Origin of the sequence: Pseudophaeobacter sp. EL27, from assembly GCF_900313025.1 — a bacterium.
Classification (GTDB): domain Bacteria; phylum Pseudomonadota; class Alphaproteobacteria; order Rhodobacterales; family Rhodobacteraceae; genus Pseudophaeobacter.
In genome coordinates this window covers 569,396-584,711 of the sequence record NZ_OMPQ01000009.1, presented here as the reverse complement: position 1 = coordinate 584,711, position 15,316 = coordinate 569,396, and the positions used below count along the sequence as shown (strand labels likewise).

The window sequence follows — 15,316 nt, the reverse complement described above, 5'->3', positions numbered from 1 at the left end:
CAAATCAAGCGGATCGTGGTCTTCACGCAACCGAAGACTTACGTCTTTCTCATCACACAAAAAGTCTCCCAACTTGCCGGGAAGCCAGCCGTAGCGACTGAAGGTGGTACAGAGATCACAATCCTTGAAGGCTTAAAGGCGGCATGAAACCAATCCGATTACATCTTAGCTGAGCCGCAAAACTGCCCGAATATTTCGCGCCACGTCAGGAAAGGCGTCCAATTGACCCAATGTGTTACGAAGCCTGAGATTCGAATGGGTTTTCAGAAAAAACCGGAAAGGAAATGTTAGGGCTGGCAGTATAGGCTGTAAAAATACATCGCGATGACCTTATGGAAGAGCCCGTTTTTCTGGTTGGGTTGTCGGCGCAACTCGAGTTTTCGCCTAGAGGAAACAAAATGGTCGGCCACAACACTCAAGCAACCAGTACCCCCACTTACTTCCCATTTGATCCGGTGGTTAACTCGAGGTTAGATCCAACCCTTGTCACCCCTCTCGATTTTCAACGCAAAGCCTCGATTGCGATTGTTCGGACCGAGTTAGAATGTGCCAAAGAGATCCTTTGCCAGGGTCTTCAGCAGCATCCAAATGACGTCAACCTCCTTCGTTACTTGGGAGAAACTCTGACCAAGCAAGGACAGATTGATAAGGCACTTTTGGTGCTGATGGAGGCGATGAAAATCAACTCCTTTGACTGTAACGTATTGGGTGCGCTGGGTAAAGTTCTGATCATAATGAACCGTGCGACCGATGCAAAGGGGTTCTTTCAAGCGGCTTATCGCGTTGATGGGCAAAAAGCGTCGACCGCCTATCATTGGATGCACGCCTGCATGTGTGAGAGCGATTGGTCGTTCTATCCGGAACTCAAGAATATTCTGCGTCTTGGAGATTCCGCACCGCAGAATGTCGAACCTTTCTCCCTGCTGAGTGTGATTGACGACCCTGGATTGCTCAAGATGCGGACGGAGAAACGCTGTCGTGCCTTGATGCAGTTTTGTAAAGAGAACCTCAACAAACTGCTTGATTTCAAGCGGGACAAGGCCGAGGGGCGCCGGATTAAGATTGGATATTTCTCAAACGATTTTTACAACCATGCGACCATGGATCTATTGGGCAGCTTTTTTGAACTCCACGACAAGAGCCGCTTTGAGGTCTACATCTACGACTACAAGGCTGAAAGTGACAATGAGATCCTGAAGGGGATCAAGGCCGGTACGGATCACTACTTGAGTGTGTCCGAATTGTCCGATTTTGAACTGGCGGAACGGGCCCGCCAGGACGGGATCGACATTGCCATCGACATGAAAGGTTTTACGCGGGGTGGGCGTATGGCGTCTTTTGCCTATCGCTGTGCTCCGGTCCAGGTCGCTTTTCTTGGCTTTCCTGGAACAACTGGCCTGTCTACCATGGATTACATGATTGGCGATCAGATCACCATTCCGGCAGGAAGTCGCAAGTTTTACTCTGAAAAAATACTCTATATGCCAGAGTGTTATCAGCCCAATGATCGATCGCGTCAGCGACCCAAGGTTGTCAGCCGTGCAGATGAAGGCCTGCCAGAAGGTAAATTTGTTTTTTGCAGTCTGAACAACCCCAACAAAATTACACCTGCGGATTTTGACGTCTGGATGTCCTTGCTGAAGGAGGTGCCAGAGAGTGTTTTGTGGCTGTTGGCACCGGAGGAGGGTTTGCAAAAGAACCTGACCAAGGAAGCTGAAGACCGGGGTATTTCCGGGGATCGCCTGTTCTTTGCCAATCGGGTCCCGAATGAAGACCATTTAGCCCGTTTTGGAGTTGCGGATCTGTTCTTGGATGCTTTTAACTGTAATGCACATACTACCGCCAGCGAGGCCGTCTGGGCAGGCTTGCCTATTGTGACAAAAGCAGGAAAGCAATTTGCAGCGCGGGTGTGCTCCTCCATCGTTGCTGCGGCGGGCTGTCCGGAACTCTCGGTGGATACGGTCGAAGACTACAAGGCTCTGGCGCTCAAACTTGCGACAGATCCTGAGGCAATGGCTGAGATGCGTCAGAAACTGCAGGACAATCTGATGACAACGGCGCTATACGATTCAGAGAAATACATCCGTGATTTTGAGGCGCTGATGGAGATGGCGATTGCTCGCCATGATGCCGGGGACAAGCCAAAGCATATGATGCTGAAACCACCAGCATGACACCAGGAAACCTAAATCAATAATAAAGGCCCCGATCCTGTCGGGGTCTTTAGCATTGCTGCAGCGCTAGGTCGTTTTGTGGAGATCTCACTCAGGTATCAGAGAACAAGAACCTGAGTGCCGACTTTCACCAGCGGATAAAGCTGTTCGACGTGTTGATTGTAAAGCCCAATGCACCCCGAAGAGCTCTGGCGGCCAATTTTGCGGGTGTCATGGGTGCCATGCACCAGATAGGCCGGCCAGCTAAGGTACATGGCGCGGGTCCCCAATGGGTTGCCAGGACCACCAGGCAGTCGGGTTGGCAGGCTTGGGTCGCGTTCTCGCATTGACGCGGTGGGTGTCCAGCTTGGGTTTTCTGCCTTGCGGACCACTTTGGTGTAGCCGCGTTTGGTCAGCTCTTCGGACATGGGCACCGAGGAAGGATACAGGCGATAGGTTTCGCCGTCACTGCCCCAGTAATGCACCGCGCGAGAGGTCACATCTGCCAGCAGACAGCCAAGGCCTAATTCGTCGAAATGGTCCTGCCAGTTCTGCTGTCGAAACGACGAGATATTGCGCTGAACCGAGGGCTGATTGGAGATCGGATCTTCATTCTGCGGGAAGGCATCGCTGGATTGTGCCCGCAGCAGGGCTGGGGTGGCAAGCGTTGCACCTAGCCCCAGAAGGGCAGCACGGCGATGGATTGGTTTTGAAGACATGATCGGGCCACACAGAGGTTTTTGGGTTCTGCCCACCCATATGGGATGAGACGCAGCTGTGAAAAGACCTGCAGCCTTCACTTTTGCGTTTTTGCCCGGATTGTTGCGCATAGGTTTGCAAGAGCTGCTAACAGAAAAGAGCCCCGAATTGCTTTGGAGCTCTTTCCTTTTAGTCATTCAAGGCAGGAGGTTAGTCCATTGCTTTGAAGTTAAACTCGCCACCTTCGCGGATGCCGGAAGGCCAGCGCGAGGTGATGGTTTTGGTGCGTGTGTAGAATTTGAACGCATCAGGACCGTGCTGGTTCAGATCACCAAAGGCGGATTTCTTCCAGCCACCAAAGGTGTGATAGGCCAGTGGCACTGGGATTGGCACGTTGATGCCGATCATGCCGATATTGATCCGGTTGGCAAAGTCACGTGCGGTGTCGCCATCGCGGGTATAGATCGCCGTGCCGTTGCCGTACTCGTGATCCATCGCATAGGACAGCGCTTCTTCGTAGGTTTCAGCGCGCACGGTGGACAGAACCGGGCCAAAGATTTCCTGCTTGTAGATGTCCATGTCGGTGGTGACATTGTCAAACAGGCTTGGACCAACAAAGAAACCGTCCTCATAGCCCTGCAGGCTGAAGTTCCGGCCATCAACAACCAGATCCGCACCCTGATCAACACCGGTCTGAACCAGACGTTCGATGTTGGCCTTGGCCGCTGCGGTCACAACAGGGCCGTAGTCGACGTCGTCGCCAGCAGTGTAGGGACCAACCTTGAGGGTCTCAACACGGGGGATCAGCTTTTCGATCAGCTTGTCCGCTGTCTCTTTGCCAACAGGAACCGCAACCGAAATCGCCATGCAGCGTTCGCCTGCCGCACCGTAGCCAGCACCGATCAGGGCGTCAGCCGCCTGGTCGAGATCGGCATCGGGCATGATGATCATGTGGTTCTTGGCGCCGCCAAAGCACTGAACGCGTTTACCCTGGGCGCAGCCGGTGCCGTAGATATATTCAGCAATTGGGGTCGAGCCCACAAAGCCAACCGACTGGATGGTGTCGTCAAACAGGATCGCGTCAACGGCTTCTTTGTCGCCATTTACGACCTGGATGATGCCCTTGGGCAGGCCTGCTTCTTCCAGCAGTTCCGCCAGCATCAAAGGCACCGACGGGTCACGCTCGGAAGGTTTCAGGATAAAGGCGTTGCCGCAGGCAATGGCAGGGGCAAACATCCACATGGGGATCATTGCCGGGAAGTTGAACGGGGTGATACCCGCGGTTACGCCCAGGGCCTGACGCATGGAGTACATGTCGATGCCGGGGCCGGCGCTGTCGGTGAATTCACCCTTCAGCATCTGCGGTGCGCCGATGCAATATTCCACAACTTCCAGACCACGCTGGATGTCGCCCTTGGCGTCAGGGAAGGTTTTGCCGTGCTCACGCGACAGGGTTTCGGCCAGCTTGTCCATATCGCGGTTCAAGAGGTCGACAAATTTCATCATCACGCGGGCGCGACGCTGTGGGTTCACTTTTTCCCAAGCAGGCTGGGCAGCAGCAGCAACAGCGACGGCCTGCGCCATCTCTTCTTTGCTGGCCAGTGGGCATTTTGCCTGCACTTCACCGGTGGCTGGATTGAAGACGTCAGAAAAACGGCCCGAGGTGCCTTTGACGTGTTCGCCATTGATGTAATGGGTGAGTTCTTGCATCTGAAAAAACCTCCTCTTGATCAGTTGCGCAGAGCTTAGTCTTGCAAAAAGAGGTGGAAAAGGGGAAAGATTTCAAAGAGGATTTGCAAGAACGCAAATGGTTAACGGGGTGGAAAACCCCATGATCAAACTGAGGGGATCGTGCAGATGGATGCTCAATGGGATGATATGAAAGTGTTTTTGGCGGTTGCCCGTGAGGCCAGCCTGTCTGGTGCCGGACGTATCCTAAAAATGGATCCCGCCACAGTTGGCCGTCGCATTGCGCGGTTTGAAGCTGCATTGGAAACCCCGCTTTTTGTCAAATCCCCACAGGGCTATGCGCTGAGTGCGGCGGGGGATCGGCTTTTGGTCCATGCTGAGGCGGCGGAACAGGCGATGCGTGCCGGGGCCGAGGCCCTCACCGGGCCTAGTGACACACTGTCCGGGCAGATCCGTATTGGGGCACCGGATGGCAGCGCCAATTACATCCTGCCGCAGGTCTGTGCCCAGATCTGCGAGGAGCACCCGGATCTGGACATCCAGATCGTTGCCTTGCCGCGGGTGATCAACCTCAGCCGCCGGGAGGCGGATATGGCGGTCACGGTCAGTGCACCGACGGCAGGACAGCTCTTGGTGCAGAAACTGACGGATTACAAACTACACATGGTGGGCTCGCACCACTATCTGCGCAAACATCCTCCGATCAAAAAGCTGGAAGACCTCAAAGGTCACAAAATGATCGGCTATATCCCCGATATGATCTTTGATCAGGAGCTGGATTACATCAGCAATCTTGGCATTGAGCGGGTGGCGCTGGCCTCCAATTCGGTTTCGGTACAGATCAAGCTGGCGGCCCAGGGCACGGCGCTCTGTGTGGCGCATGATTTCTCGCTGCCAGCGCACCGGATGCTGCGCAAGGTTCTGACCGATAAAATCAGCCTCACGCGCAGTTTCTACCTGGTGCGTCACCAGGGCGATCAGCGCAGTGAGCGGCTCAACCGTTTTGCCCGCGCCCTGACCAAGGGCATCCGCGACGAGGTGGCCCGGCTGGAGGCCTTGACTTGACGCGGCGTTGCGGCAACGCTTGGGAATAGGACATAAAATTACCAAAGGAGCGCATATGCTGGTTCAATTGATTCTGAAGTCCAAGGCGGGTGCCGCAGTTGTCACAGTGGCCCCAGATGCGTCCGTTGCCGATGCGGCAGCTCTGCTTTCGGACAAGGGGATCGGTACGGTGGTGGTCTCTTCTGATGGCCAAACAGCCGAGGGCATCCTGTCGGAGCGCGACATTGTCCGGGAGCTGGGCACCAGTGGCTCGGGTTGCCTGCAAAAACCTGTCAGTGCCTATATGACCACCAAGCTGGTGACCTGCTCTAGCCAGTCCAATGTCGAAGACATCCTGAAACAGATGACCGCTGGGCGTTTCCGTCACATGCCAGTGGTTGAAGACGGCAAAATGGTTGGCCTTGTCTCCCTGGGGGATGTGGTTAAGGCCCAGCTGGCTGAGATCGCCATGGAAAAAGACGCGCTGGAAGGCATGATCATGGGGCACTGACCCCTGTCAGATCTTCGACAACGCTGGGGGATCCGTCGCCTTATTGCACTGGATCCTCTCATCGCCGAGCTGCCTGAAGAGGCGTGCTGGATAAACGCAGGGTCGCGACCAGATGACGCGCGGGAATAGGTCTCTGCGTATTTTCCCCCTCTTGCATCCCTAGGGGTTCCGATGTTTGGTCGGCGCAATAGCTTAGACTGAAACAGTATTATGTCAGGAGGGGCCAATGCAGCGTATCGGCTTGTATCCAGGGACCTTTGATCCCATCACTTTGGGTCATATCGACATCATTCGTCGCGCCAGCGCCTTGGTGGACAAATTGGTCATCGGGGTTGCGATCAACCGCGACAAGGGGCCTTTGTTCTCGCTGGAAGAGCGCGTTGCCATGATCGAGGCGGAATGCGCTAAGTTGAGCGAGCAGACCGGCACCGAGATTGTGGTGCATCCCTTTGAAAACCTGCTGATTGACTGTGCCAATGATGTTGGCGCCCAGATCATTGTTCGGGGTCTGCGTGCGGTTGCTGATTTTGAATATGAATATCAGATGGTTGGCATGAATCGCGTGCTGGATAGTTCGATCGAGACAGTGTTCCTGATGGCCGAAGCCCGTCACCAGGCAATTGCCTCAAAACTGGTCAAGGAAATTGCCCGTCTGGATGGGGATGTTTCCAGCTTTGTGACGCCACTGGTCTTTGATGAGCTGCGCAAACGGTTGGGAAAATCCTGAAGGCCTAAAACCCTTCTAGATGCAAAGAACAAAGGCGTGGCGCTTAACTGGCCCACGCCTTTCTTTCGTGCTTCGCCCAAACCGGGACGGGTCGCATCGACCTGTGGCTAGCGCCAGAAGGCGACCCATTCCATCAGCTCAAACAGCTTTTTGCCCAGAAAGATCAGGTTGTCCCCGCCGGTGGCAAAAAGATCTGCGACGATGCCAGTGATCAACAGCAGGCCAAGCCAAGTTGCAATTTTAGGTGTCATGGGGCCTCGCCAAGAATAAAACACCCGCTCAGATATGCCTGAGCGGGTGAAAAATCTCAAGAGTGACTTGCCTTTAGCTGGCAGGCCCGAGGCGGGGACTACCGGGGCAGGGCCAGTTTAGACCAAACGACCCATGGCAACGGCAACATCGGCCATGCGGACCGAGAAACCCCACTCATTGTCATACCAGGCCAGAACACGCACCATGCGGCCATCCAGAACACGTGTCTGATCGGGCGCAAAGATCGAGCTTTCGGGCGAGTGGTTGAAATCAGTGGAGACCAGCGGCGCTGGCTCATAGCCCAGGACACCCTTCATCGGACCGGCGGCAGCTTCCTGCATGGCGGCGTTGATCTGCTCAGCCGTTACATCGCGGCTGGCGCGGAAGGTGAGATCCACAGCCGAAACATTTGGCGTGGGCACACGAATGGCAGAGCCGTCCAGACGGCCTTTCAGGTTTGGCAGCACTTCGCCCAGGGCCTTGGCGGCACCGGTGGAGGTAGGGATCATCGACATGGCGGCAGCGCGGGCGCGGTACAGATCTTTGTGGCGACGATCCAAGGTTGGCTGATCACCGGTGTAGGCATGGATGGTGGTCATGATGCCATGTTCGATGCCAAAGGAATCGTCCAGAACCTTGGCAATGGGGGCCAGGCAGTTGGTGGTGCAGGAACCGTTGGAGATCATCGTGTGACCGGCCTCGAGCTCATTGTCGTTGACGCCAAAGACGATGGTCTTGTCGACGTTCTTACCTGGCGCCGACAGCAGCACTTTTTTGGCGCCGCGCTCCAGGTGTTTATTGGCTTTTTCACCGTCGTTAAAGTTGCCGGTGCATTCCAGAACCACGTCACAGCCGGACCAGTCCAGCTCATCCATGTTGTAGGTCGAGAACATCTGCATGTCGCCGCGGCCCAGGTTCATGGTGTTTTCGCCGATGGTCACATCGCCGGGGAAACGGCCGTGCACGGAATCGTATTTGATCAGATGCGCAGCTGTATCCAGTGGGCCAGTCGCGTTGACTTTGACAACTTCGATATCATCGCGCCCCGAGGCGGCAATGTGTGACAGGGTGCAGCGGCCGATACGGCCAAAACCGTTGATCCCGACTTTGATGGTCATGAGCATGTCTCCAGGCGAGCTAATCTTGCGTTGCGTATAGACCTCATTCGTTTCCTGCTAAAGGGGCAAAAACGGCGAAAACACAGCCTGTTAGCGCAAAACTATCCCGGTGGCGTTAACGGTTTGACCCGGTGGCGTTAACGGAAAACGGGCTTGGCAACTCGGTGGCGCTAACGCTTGTCACGGCGCACAGATAGGGTAGGTTGCAGTCAAACATGTGCCGAGAATAAGGGTATTTGAGATGAGCGGTTTGCTGGCTTTATTGGATGACGTGGCAGGCATTGCCAAGGTGGCGGCGGCCTCGGTTGATGATGTAGCGGCTGCGGCGGGCAAGGCGGGGGCCAAAACCGCCGGGGTGATCATCGACGACGCTGCGGTAACGCCCAAATACCTGCAGGGCTTTGCACCTGCGCGCGAACTGCCGATCATCTGGCGCATCACCCGTGGCTCGCTGTTCAACAAGATCGTGCTGCTGCTGCCGGTGGCGATGCTACTGGCGAATTTTGCCCCCTGGGCGATTACGCCGCTGCTGATGCTCGGCGGCAGCTACCTGTGTTTTGAGGGCGCGGAAAAGATCTTCCATGTGCTGTTCCCCCATGCCAGCCATGAGATCGAGCAGGACATGAGCATTAAGGATCCCGGTCATCTGGAAGAGCAAAAGATCAAGGGCGCCATCAAGACCGATTTTATCCTGTCAGCCGAGATCATGACCATCGCTCTGGCCGCGATCGAGGCCCCCAATGTCTGGATGCAGGCAGCGACGCTGGCTGTGGTCGGCATTGGTGTGACAGTGGCCGTCTATGGTTCCGTTGCACTAATCGTCAAGATGGACGATGTCGGCCTGTTCCTGACCAACAACGCACCCACGCCTGTGGGGCGCGGGTTGGGACGTGGGCTTGTGAAGTTCATGCCCGTCTTGATGTGGATCCTATCGGTGGTGGGAACTGCTGCAATGCTCTGGGTGGGTGGGTCGATCATCATTCACGGGTTGGAGGTTCTGGGCTTTAGCTGGCTGGGCCACCACATTCACGACTGGGCCTATGCGCTTGGTCACGCGGTGCCCGCCGCGTGGACCGGTTTTGCCGAATGGGTGTCCAAGGCGACGATGGATGGCATCTTTGGTCTGGCTTGGGGGCTGGTCTTGATCCCGGTGGTGCTGGGCGTTTCCCGTCTGTTTGCAAAAGGCTAGGCGGCTGCCCTGTTGCTGATCTGGGAGTGAGGACACAAATTCCGCGTTCAGTTTCTAGATTTCCTGGGCGAGGAACAAGTTTATGTTGAGTATCGGCAGGGAATGCGCCCTTCTATCAGGGTAGTTTTTGAAAGGTGCAAAATGAGATTTTCAGCGATTATTATAGGGCTCTCGATTTCCCTGGGCAGTGCAACCTTTGCCATGGCAGGGGAGTGTTCAACCCTCTGTCAGGGGCAATTCTATCAAACAGCCACCCCTGCTGATATTGAACAGCTGCTGGCCGAGGGCGCGGATATCAACGGCCAGGATGATGTAGGGCGCAGCCCCTTGCATTTTGTGGCCCAGGCCAGCAGTGAAACGATTGCGGCGATGCTGGCCGCAGGAGCCGAAGTGACAAGCGAGGACAGCCTGCAGCGTCAACCCATCCATTTTGTTTCGGCAACAGCTGCCCCCGAGGTGGTGGAGATGCTGTTGCAGGCAGGGGCTGATCCAAATGCCCGCACCGCCAATGACTGGACACCGTTGCATGGCGCGGCAAAATGGGGGCGGGCGGATACCATCGCCCTGTTGCTGGCCTCCGGCGCCGAGGCCGGGGCTGTCAATGAGATGGGGGAGTTGCCCTATGATCTGATCGGCGAGAATGCACGGGTTGTGGACACGCCCGAATTCGAGCTGCTGCGACAGGCAAAAGAAGACTAGAGCATCGTTGCAGCGGATATGACGCCGGGTTCACTCTGGCGGCAGGGAAAAGGATTGCTAGGGTCGGTCACAGGCAAACAAGAGGTGCTTTGATGACAGAAATGACTCTGGCCACCGTGCTCACAGAGATGGTGGAAACCGAAGGTGGCTATTCTGCCCCGGTGGCCGAGAACTGGGCTCAGGGGCGTACCGCCTATGGGGGCTATACCGCGACGCTGCTATTGGCTGCGACCCGCAGGGCGCTGCCGGATCATGCGCCGCTGCGCTCAGCGATGATCAATTTCACCGGCCCCTTGTCCGCTGCTCCGCAGATCTCGGTCGAAGTACTGCGACAGGGGCGCAATGTTACCACCGCCCTGGCTAGGGCCGAGATTGAAGGCAAGGTGGCGGCAACCGGCACCTTCTCCTTTGGCGCGGCACAGGACAGCCATGTCAGCGAGATCTGCCCTGCGCCGGATGCGCCTGCGCCCGAAGACACGCCCTCTTTCTTTCCAAAAGAAATGAAGCGCCTGCCTGCGCGCTTCTTCAATAATTTCGAGATCAAGCTGATCGAAGGATCCTTGCCCTTTATGGGGGCGGAAAAGGGCAGGATGCGGGTTTGGTGTCGTCACAAAGATGCCGCCAGCCGTGGCTCTTTGGAGGGGCTGTTCTGTCTGGGCGATGCGCTGCCGCCCGCGATCTTTGCCAAATGCAAAATTCCGGGGCCGAATTCTTCGGTCAATTGGATGTTCAACCTGATGCTCGAGGACATCGCCACGCGCGATGGCTGGTATATGCTGGAAAGTGAGCTGACCGCCGCCGGGAGTGGCTATAGCTCACAGGTGATGCGGCTGTGGAACACCAAGGGGCAGCTGGTGGCAGATGCGATGCAGTCTGTGGTGATCTTCATGTAGCGGAAATTCCGCAATGGCTGAGACCAAAAAGGGGCGCCTTGCGGGCGCCCCAAATTGATTTCAGAGATGGGTTGGGGCTTAACCCAGCAGCTCTTTGACCTTGGCGACGGTGGCATCGGCGGTGATGCCGAATTTCTCAAACAACTCACCAGCAGGGGCGGAGGCGCCAAAGCGGTCCATACCGATAAAGCCAGCCTTTTTGTCCTGACCACGTTCACCCATCAACCAGCGATCCCAGCCGCCGGCGCGCATAGCGGCCTCGATGCCAACACGTACCGGTCCTGCGGGCAGGACCTTGCGGCGGTAGGCTTCTTCCTGCGCGGCAAACAGCTCCATGCAGGGCATGGAGACCACGCGGGTGCCGATGCCTTCGGCTTCCAATTTGGCCTTGGCTTCCATCGCCAATGAGACCTCAGAGCCGGTGGCGATCAGGATGGCCTGACGCTTGCCTTCCGCCTCGGCCAGCACATAGGCGCCTTTGGAGGTGAGGTTGCTCAGCTTGTGCTCGACACGCAGGGTGGGCAGGTTCTGACGGGTCAGTGTCATCACCGAAGGGGTGTCCTTCTCGGTGAGGGCAATTTCCCAGGCCTCTGCCGCTTCAACCGCATCCGCGGGGCGGAACACATAGGTGTTGGGGGTAGCGCGGCAGATTGCCAGATGCTCGACCGGTTGGTGGGTTGGTCCATCTTCGCCAACGCCGATGCTGTCGTGGGTCATGACAAACACTGTCGGGATCTTGGACAGGGCGGCCAGACGCATGGCAGGGCGGGCATAGTCGGTGAAGCAGAAGAAGGTGCCGCCATAGGCGCGCATACCACCGTGCAGCACCATGCCGTTCATCGCCGCTGCCATACCGTGCTCGCGGATGCCCCAGTAGACATAGCGGCCTTTGCGATTATCCGTGTCAAAGACACCCAGATCACCGGTTTTGGTGTTGTTGGAGCCAGTAAGGTCAGCCGAGCCACCAACGGTCTCATGCATGATCGGGTTGATCACGGCCAAAGCCATCTCAGAGGCCTTACGGGTGGCGACTTTGGGCTGCTCCTCAGAGACCTGCTTTTTCAGCGCTTTGATAGCAGCTGAGAGTTTCTTTGGGGCCTCCAGCGCATAGGCGCGGTTGAAGCGGTCCTGTTTCTGCTGCGAAACTTCTGCAAAGCGGGTTTCCCATGCGGCACGCTCATCAGCGCCACGGGCGCCAATGGCTTCCCACTGGGATTTGATATCGGCAGGCACTTCAAAGGGGCCAGTGGTCCAGCCATAGGCCGCTTTGGCCTCGGCCATCTGGTCGGCATCGGTCAGCGCGCCGTGGCCCTTGGAGGTGTCCTGTGCTGCATGGCCCAGAGCGATATGGGTCTTGCAGGCAATCATCGAAGGTTTCTTCGATTTCTTGGCCGCTGTCAGCGCCTCGTCGATGGCAATGGGGTCATGGCCGTCGATCTCGATCACCTGCCAGCCAGAGGCGCGGAAGCGCTGCACCTGGTTGGTGCGATCCGACAGCTCAACAGTGCCGTCGATGGTGATGTTGTTGTTGTCCCACAGAACAATCAGCTTGCCCAGGGAGTGACGTCCCGCCAGGCCGATGGCCTCTTGGCTGATGCCCTCCATCAGGCAGCCATCACCGGCGATGACATAGGTGTGGTGATCGACAACCTTGCGGCCATACTGGGCACGCTGCATTTCTTCGGCCATGGCAAAGCCCACGGCGTTGGAAATGCCCTGACCCAGGGGGCCGGTGGTGGTCTCAACGGCGTCGAGCAGGAAGTTTTCCGGATGACCCGCTGTCAGCGCGCCCATCTGGCGGAAGTTCTTGATCTGATCCAGTGTCACCTGTTTGTCACCGCAGAGGTACAACAGGGAGTAGATCAGCATCGAGCCGTGACCCGCCGAAAGGATGAAGCGATCGCGGTCAGGCCACTGCGGAGCCGCGGCATCAAACTTCAGGTGCTTTTCGAACAATACGGTCGCGACATCGGCCATGCCGATGGGCATACCTGTGTGGCCGGAATTGGCGGCGGCGACGGCATCGAGGGCCAGCGCGCGAATGGCGGCGGCCTTGTTCCAATGGTCGGGGTTGGCGGTGCGCAGGGCTGTCAGATCCACTGAAGTTTTCCTTTGGGTTACCAGGCTGGTTAGCCGCTCAATAGCAGTGACAGCCCAAAGATCAAGCTTTCTGCGCTATTCCGTGCCGACAGCGCGAAGTCAGCGCTGCAAGTGCTTGAAAGCAAACAGGGGGTGTTTTACTCATGACTTCGTTAAGCTGTTGGTAACGCGGCTGTGGCCAAGCGATTCGCGCTGGCCGCTAGGGGATGCCAGAGATGTGCCTGAGGCAGGCGCCAACAGAATTGATGAGGGGTGAGGGACAGGCATGACGCAGATCGAAGAGTTGCAGGGTCGTATTCAGGCCGCCATGGAGCGGATCGGCGCTGGGGTGGAAAAGCTAGAGCAGGCCCGCGCCACGGCCACAGAAGAGGCCCGCGCCGCTGCGGATAATTCCGATCTGGAACAGGCTCTGGATGAAGAGAAAACCGCCAATGCCCAGCTCGAAGAGCGGGTAAAGGCGCTGCACAGCCGCCTGAAAGAGGCGGAGAGCGCCGCGCCCGCCGCTGACAGTGGCGATATGGAAGCGCTGCAGGCGGAGCTGGAACTGTTGCGCAATGAAGTTGGCAATACCGATGAACGGGACGCCTTGAAGTTGGAAGTGACCCGGCTGAAAGGCGCGTTGGAAAACGCAGGCAATGGTCTGGCAGCCGAAAAGGAAGCCTTGGAGACTGAACTCTCAGACTTGAAAGCGACCAATCATCAGCTGATGTCTCAGATCGAAGAGGCCTCTGGTGAGGCTGCAGGTGATTTGGGGGCTGCAGTGGATCAGGCGGCACTTGAGGCTGAGGTCACGGCCTTGAAGGCGCAACTTGCCGAGGCCCAGGCGGCCGCTTCTGTGGTGCCGCAGGACCATGAATTTCAGGCCCAGCTGGACGCGCTGCGTCAGGCCAATACGGAACTGCACAGCACCAATGAAGCCCTGCGCGCGGCGCAGGCGAATGATCAGGCGCAGGTCAATGCCGTGCTGGCCAAGCTGGAGCCGCTCCTGGCCAGTGCACAAAGCCTACCAGAGCAAAATCTGCCGGAAGGAGAGGAAGTCTGATGCCAGAAGTAACCATTCATATCGGTGGCCGTGGGTTTGAAGTTTCCTGTCAACTCGGCGAAGAAAGCTACCTGCATTCCGCCGCCAAGATGCTGGATGACGAGGCGCAGGTGCTGTCAGATCAGATTGGTCGGATGCCCGAGGCACGGATGCTGTTGATGGCGGGCCTGATGCTGGCTGACAAGACCGCAGCGGTCGAGGATCGCATCAAAGACGTCGAGGCCGAACTGGCAGAGCGTGTCGCTGAACTGGAAGCATTGAAAAACACCCCCGCACCAGAGCCCGAGCGCATTGAAGTGCCCGTGGTGCCGCCACAGGTGCCCGAAGCCCTGGCTGAACTGGCCGCCAGAGCGGAATCGCTGGCCCAGCAAATTGATGAAAAATCCGCGGCTGAGTAACCGCTCAGCCGCCGCGCCCTGCATCTTACAGCTGGTGACAGTCGCATAGGGGACAGGCAGTCTCGACAGGTGGCACAGGAACAAAAAGCCCCTTCTGGTGAGAACCGGAAGGGGCTTTTCTTGTGTGTTTTGCGTCAGGTCGCAGCGGATCCTCGTAGGCCGCGCTGCCAGATCTGCTTAGCCGTTGGCTTCGCGGATCTTGTCTGCGGCGTCTTTGTCAAAGGCGATTTCATTATCGGCAAACATGCCGTCCAGCTCACCCGAGAGGGTCATTTCGGTGATGATATCGCAACCACCAACAAACTCACCCTTGATGTAGAGCTGCGGAATGGTGGGCCAGTCAGAATATTCCTTGATGCCGGCGCGGATCTCTTCGTCGGCCAGAACATTTACATCAGTGTAATCAACGCCGATGTAGTTCAGCACGCCAGCCACGCGCGAGGAAAACCCGCACTGGGGCATTTCCTTGGTGCCCTTCATGAAGAGCACCACGTCACTGGCTTTTACGGTATCATCGATGCGGGTCTGTGCGTCGCTCATAGTTTTTTCCTCAGGTCACAGCACCAATTGGTGCATTCATCTAATGTTTCGATTGGCTCAGCTTCGATGTCTGGAAGCTAACCGCTGATTTTCTTTGTGGGCGCGTTCTACGCTGTCCAGGTCAGTTGCGTCTTGTCCAAGCGCAACCTTGCGCTTTGATTTGGATGCTCGGGCGGGCCGACGGCTGCTTAACGATCGGAATTTTTTCTTTCGCGCAAATCTTCCAAAGACAAGGGCGAGAAGAAAAGCCGCCAAGGCCCCC

Annotated in this window: 15 protein-coding genes; 9 read left to right on the top strand and 6 right to left on the bottom strand. The window is 56.9% G+C overall.

Annotation, left to right across the window (positions count from 1 at the left end; all coding sequences use genetic code 11):
• Window positions 1-332: 332 nt before the first annotated feature.
• On the top strand, window positions 333-2,174 hold the full coding sequence (locus ED661_RS10475) for a UDP-N-acetylglucosamine-peptide N-acetylglucosaminyltransferase (protein ID WP_122073835.1): 1,842 nt from the start codon (window positions 333-335) through the stop codon (window positions 2,172-2,174).
• A gap of 98 nt (window positions 2,175-2,272) precedes the next feature.
• On the opposite strand, the gene ED661_RS10470 is transcribed toward ED661_RS10475, so the two are convergent.
• A complete protein-coding gene (locus ED661_RS10470) occupies window positions 2,273-2,872 on the bottom strand; it encodes a L,D-transpeptidase (protein ID WP_122074106.1) in 600 nt (199 codons plus the stop codon).
• Between the two features lie 190 nt (window positions 2,873-3,062).
• Window positions 3,063-4,562 (bottom strand): CoA-acylating methylmalonate-semialdehyde dehydrogenase, encoded by a 1,500-nt coding sequence (locus ED661_RS10465; protein ID WP_122073834.1) that lies wholly within the window; start codon window positions 4,560-4,562, stop codon window positions 3,063-3,065.
• A 147-nt stretch (window positions 4,563-4,709) separates the two neighbouring features.
• On the opposite strand from ED661_RS10465, the gene ED661_RS10460 reads away from it, so the two are divergent.
• The 3 genes from ED661_RS10460 (at window position 4,710) to coaD (ending at window position 6,823) form a co-directional block, all read left to right on the top strand.
• On the top strand, window positions 4,710-5,606 hold the full coding sequence (locus ED661_RS10460) for a LysR family transcriptional regulator (RefSeq protein ID WP_054462003.1): 897 nt from the start codon (window positions 4,710-4,712) through the stop codon (window positions 5,604-5,606).
• Between the two features lie 55 nt (window positions 5,607-5,661).
• The gene (locus ED661_RS10455; RefSeq protein ID WP_122073833.1) at window positions 5,662-6,096 is read left to right on the top strand and encodes a CBS domain-containing protein; all 435 of its coding nucleotides are present in this window, start codon (window positions 5,662-5,664) and stop codon (window positions 6,094-6,096) included.
• 226 nt (window positions 6,097-6,322) lie between these two features.
• The gene (gene coaD / locus ED661_RS10450) at window positions 6,323-6,823 is read left to right on the top strand and encodes a pantetheine-phosphate adenylyltransferase (protein ID WP_122073832.1); all 501 of its coding nucleotides are present in this window, start codon (window positions 6,323-6,325) and stop codon (window positions 6,821-6,823) included.
• A gap of 107 nt (window positions 6,824-6,930) precedes the next feature.
• Here coaD and ED661_RS10445 read toward each other — a convergent pair whose 3' ends face one another.
• Both ED661_RS10445 and gap read right to left on the bottom strand, forming a co-directional pair.
• Complete coding sequence (locus tag ED661_RS10445; protein WP_122073831.1) at window positions 6,931-7,074, bottom strand: glyceraldehyde-3-phosphate dehydrogenase; 144 nt, start codon at window positions 7,072-7,074, stop codon at window positions 6,931-6,933.
• A 117-nt stretch (window positions 7,075-7,191) separates the two neighbouring features.
• Window positions 7,192-8,193, bottom strand: coding sequence for a type I glyceraldehyde-3-phosphate dehydrogenase (gene gap / locus ED661_RS10440; protein ID WP_122073830.1), 1,002 nt, complete (start codon window positions 8,191-8,193; stop codon window positions 7,192-7,194).
• Between the two features lie 241 nt (window positions 8,194-8,434).
• Here gap and ED661_RS10435 point away from each other — a divergent pair, with 241 nt between their 5' ends.
• The 3 genes from ED661_RS10435 (at window position 8,435) to ED661_RS10425 (ending at window position 10,974) form a co-directional block, all read left to right on the top strand.
• The gene (locus ED661_RS10435; RefSeq protein ID WP_122073829.1) at window positions 8,435-9,382 is read left to right on the top strand and encodes a DUF808 domain-containing protein; all 948 of its coding nucleotides are present in this window, start codon (window positions 8,435-8,437) and stop codon (window positions 9,380-9,382) included.
• Window positions 9,383-9,523: 141 nt separating this feature from the next.
• Window positions 9,524-10,081, top strand: coding sequence for an ankyrin repeat domain-containing protein (locus ED661_RS10430; protein ID WP_162930101.1), 558 nt, complete (start codon window positions 9,524-9,526; stop codon window positions 10,079-10,081).
• A 92-nt stretch (window positions 10,082-10,173) separates the two neighbouring features.
• Window positions 10,174-10,974 (top strand): acyl-CoA thioesterase II, encoded by an 801-nt coding sequence (locus ED661_RS10425; RefSeq protein ID WP_122073827.1) that lies wholly within the window; start codon window positions 10,174-10,176, stop codon window positions 10,972-10,974.
• A 78-nt stretch (window positions 10,975-11,052) separates the two neighbouring features.
• Here the strand turns inward: ED661_RS10425 and tkt are convergent, their stop codons facing one another.
• Window positions 11,053-13,074, bottom strand: coding sequence for a transketolase (gene tkt / locus ED661_RS10420; protein WP_122073826.1), 2,022 nt, complete (start codon window positions 13,072-13,074; stop codon window positions 11,053-11,055).
• A 265-nt stretch (window positions 13,075-13,339) separates the two neighbouring features.
• Between tkt and ED661_RS10415 the strand changes: the two genes are divergently transcribed.
• Together ED661_RS10415 and ED661_RS10410 are read left to right on the top strand one after the other, a co-directional pair.
• Window positions 13,340-14,116 (top strand): colicin transporter, encoded by a 777-nt coding sequence (locus ED661_RS10415; protein ID WP_122073825.1) that lies wholly within the window; start codon window positions 13,340-13,342, stop codon window positions 14,114-14,116.
• On the top strand, window positions 14,116-14,514 hold the full coding sequence (locus tag ED661_RS10410; protein WP_122073824.1) for a cell division protein ZapA: 399 nt from the start codon (window positions 14,116-14,118) through the stop codon (window positions 14,512-14,514). The genes ED661_RS10415 and ED661_RS10410 overlap by 1 nt, the downstream gene beginning before the upstream one ends.
• Window positions 14,515-14,691: 177 nt before the next feature.
• Here ED661_RS10410 and grxD read toward each other — a convergent pair whose 3' ends face one another.
• Window positions 14,692-15,054, bottom strand: coding sequence for a Grx4 family monothiol glutaredoxin (grxD, locus tag ED661_RS10405; RefSeq protein WP_122073823.1), 363 nt, complete (start codon window positions 15,052-15,054; stop codon window positions 14,692-14,694).
• Between the last annotated feature and the right edge of the window lie 262 nt (window positions 15,055-15,316).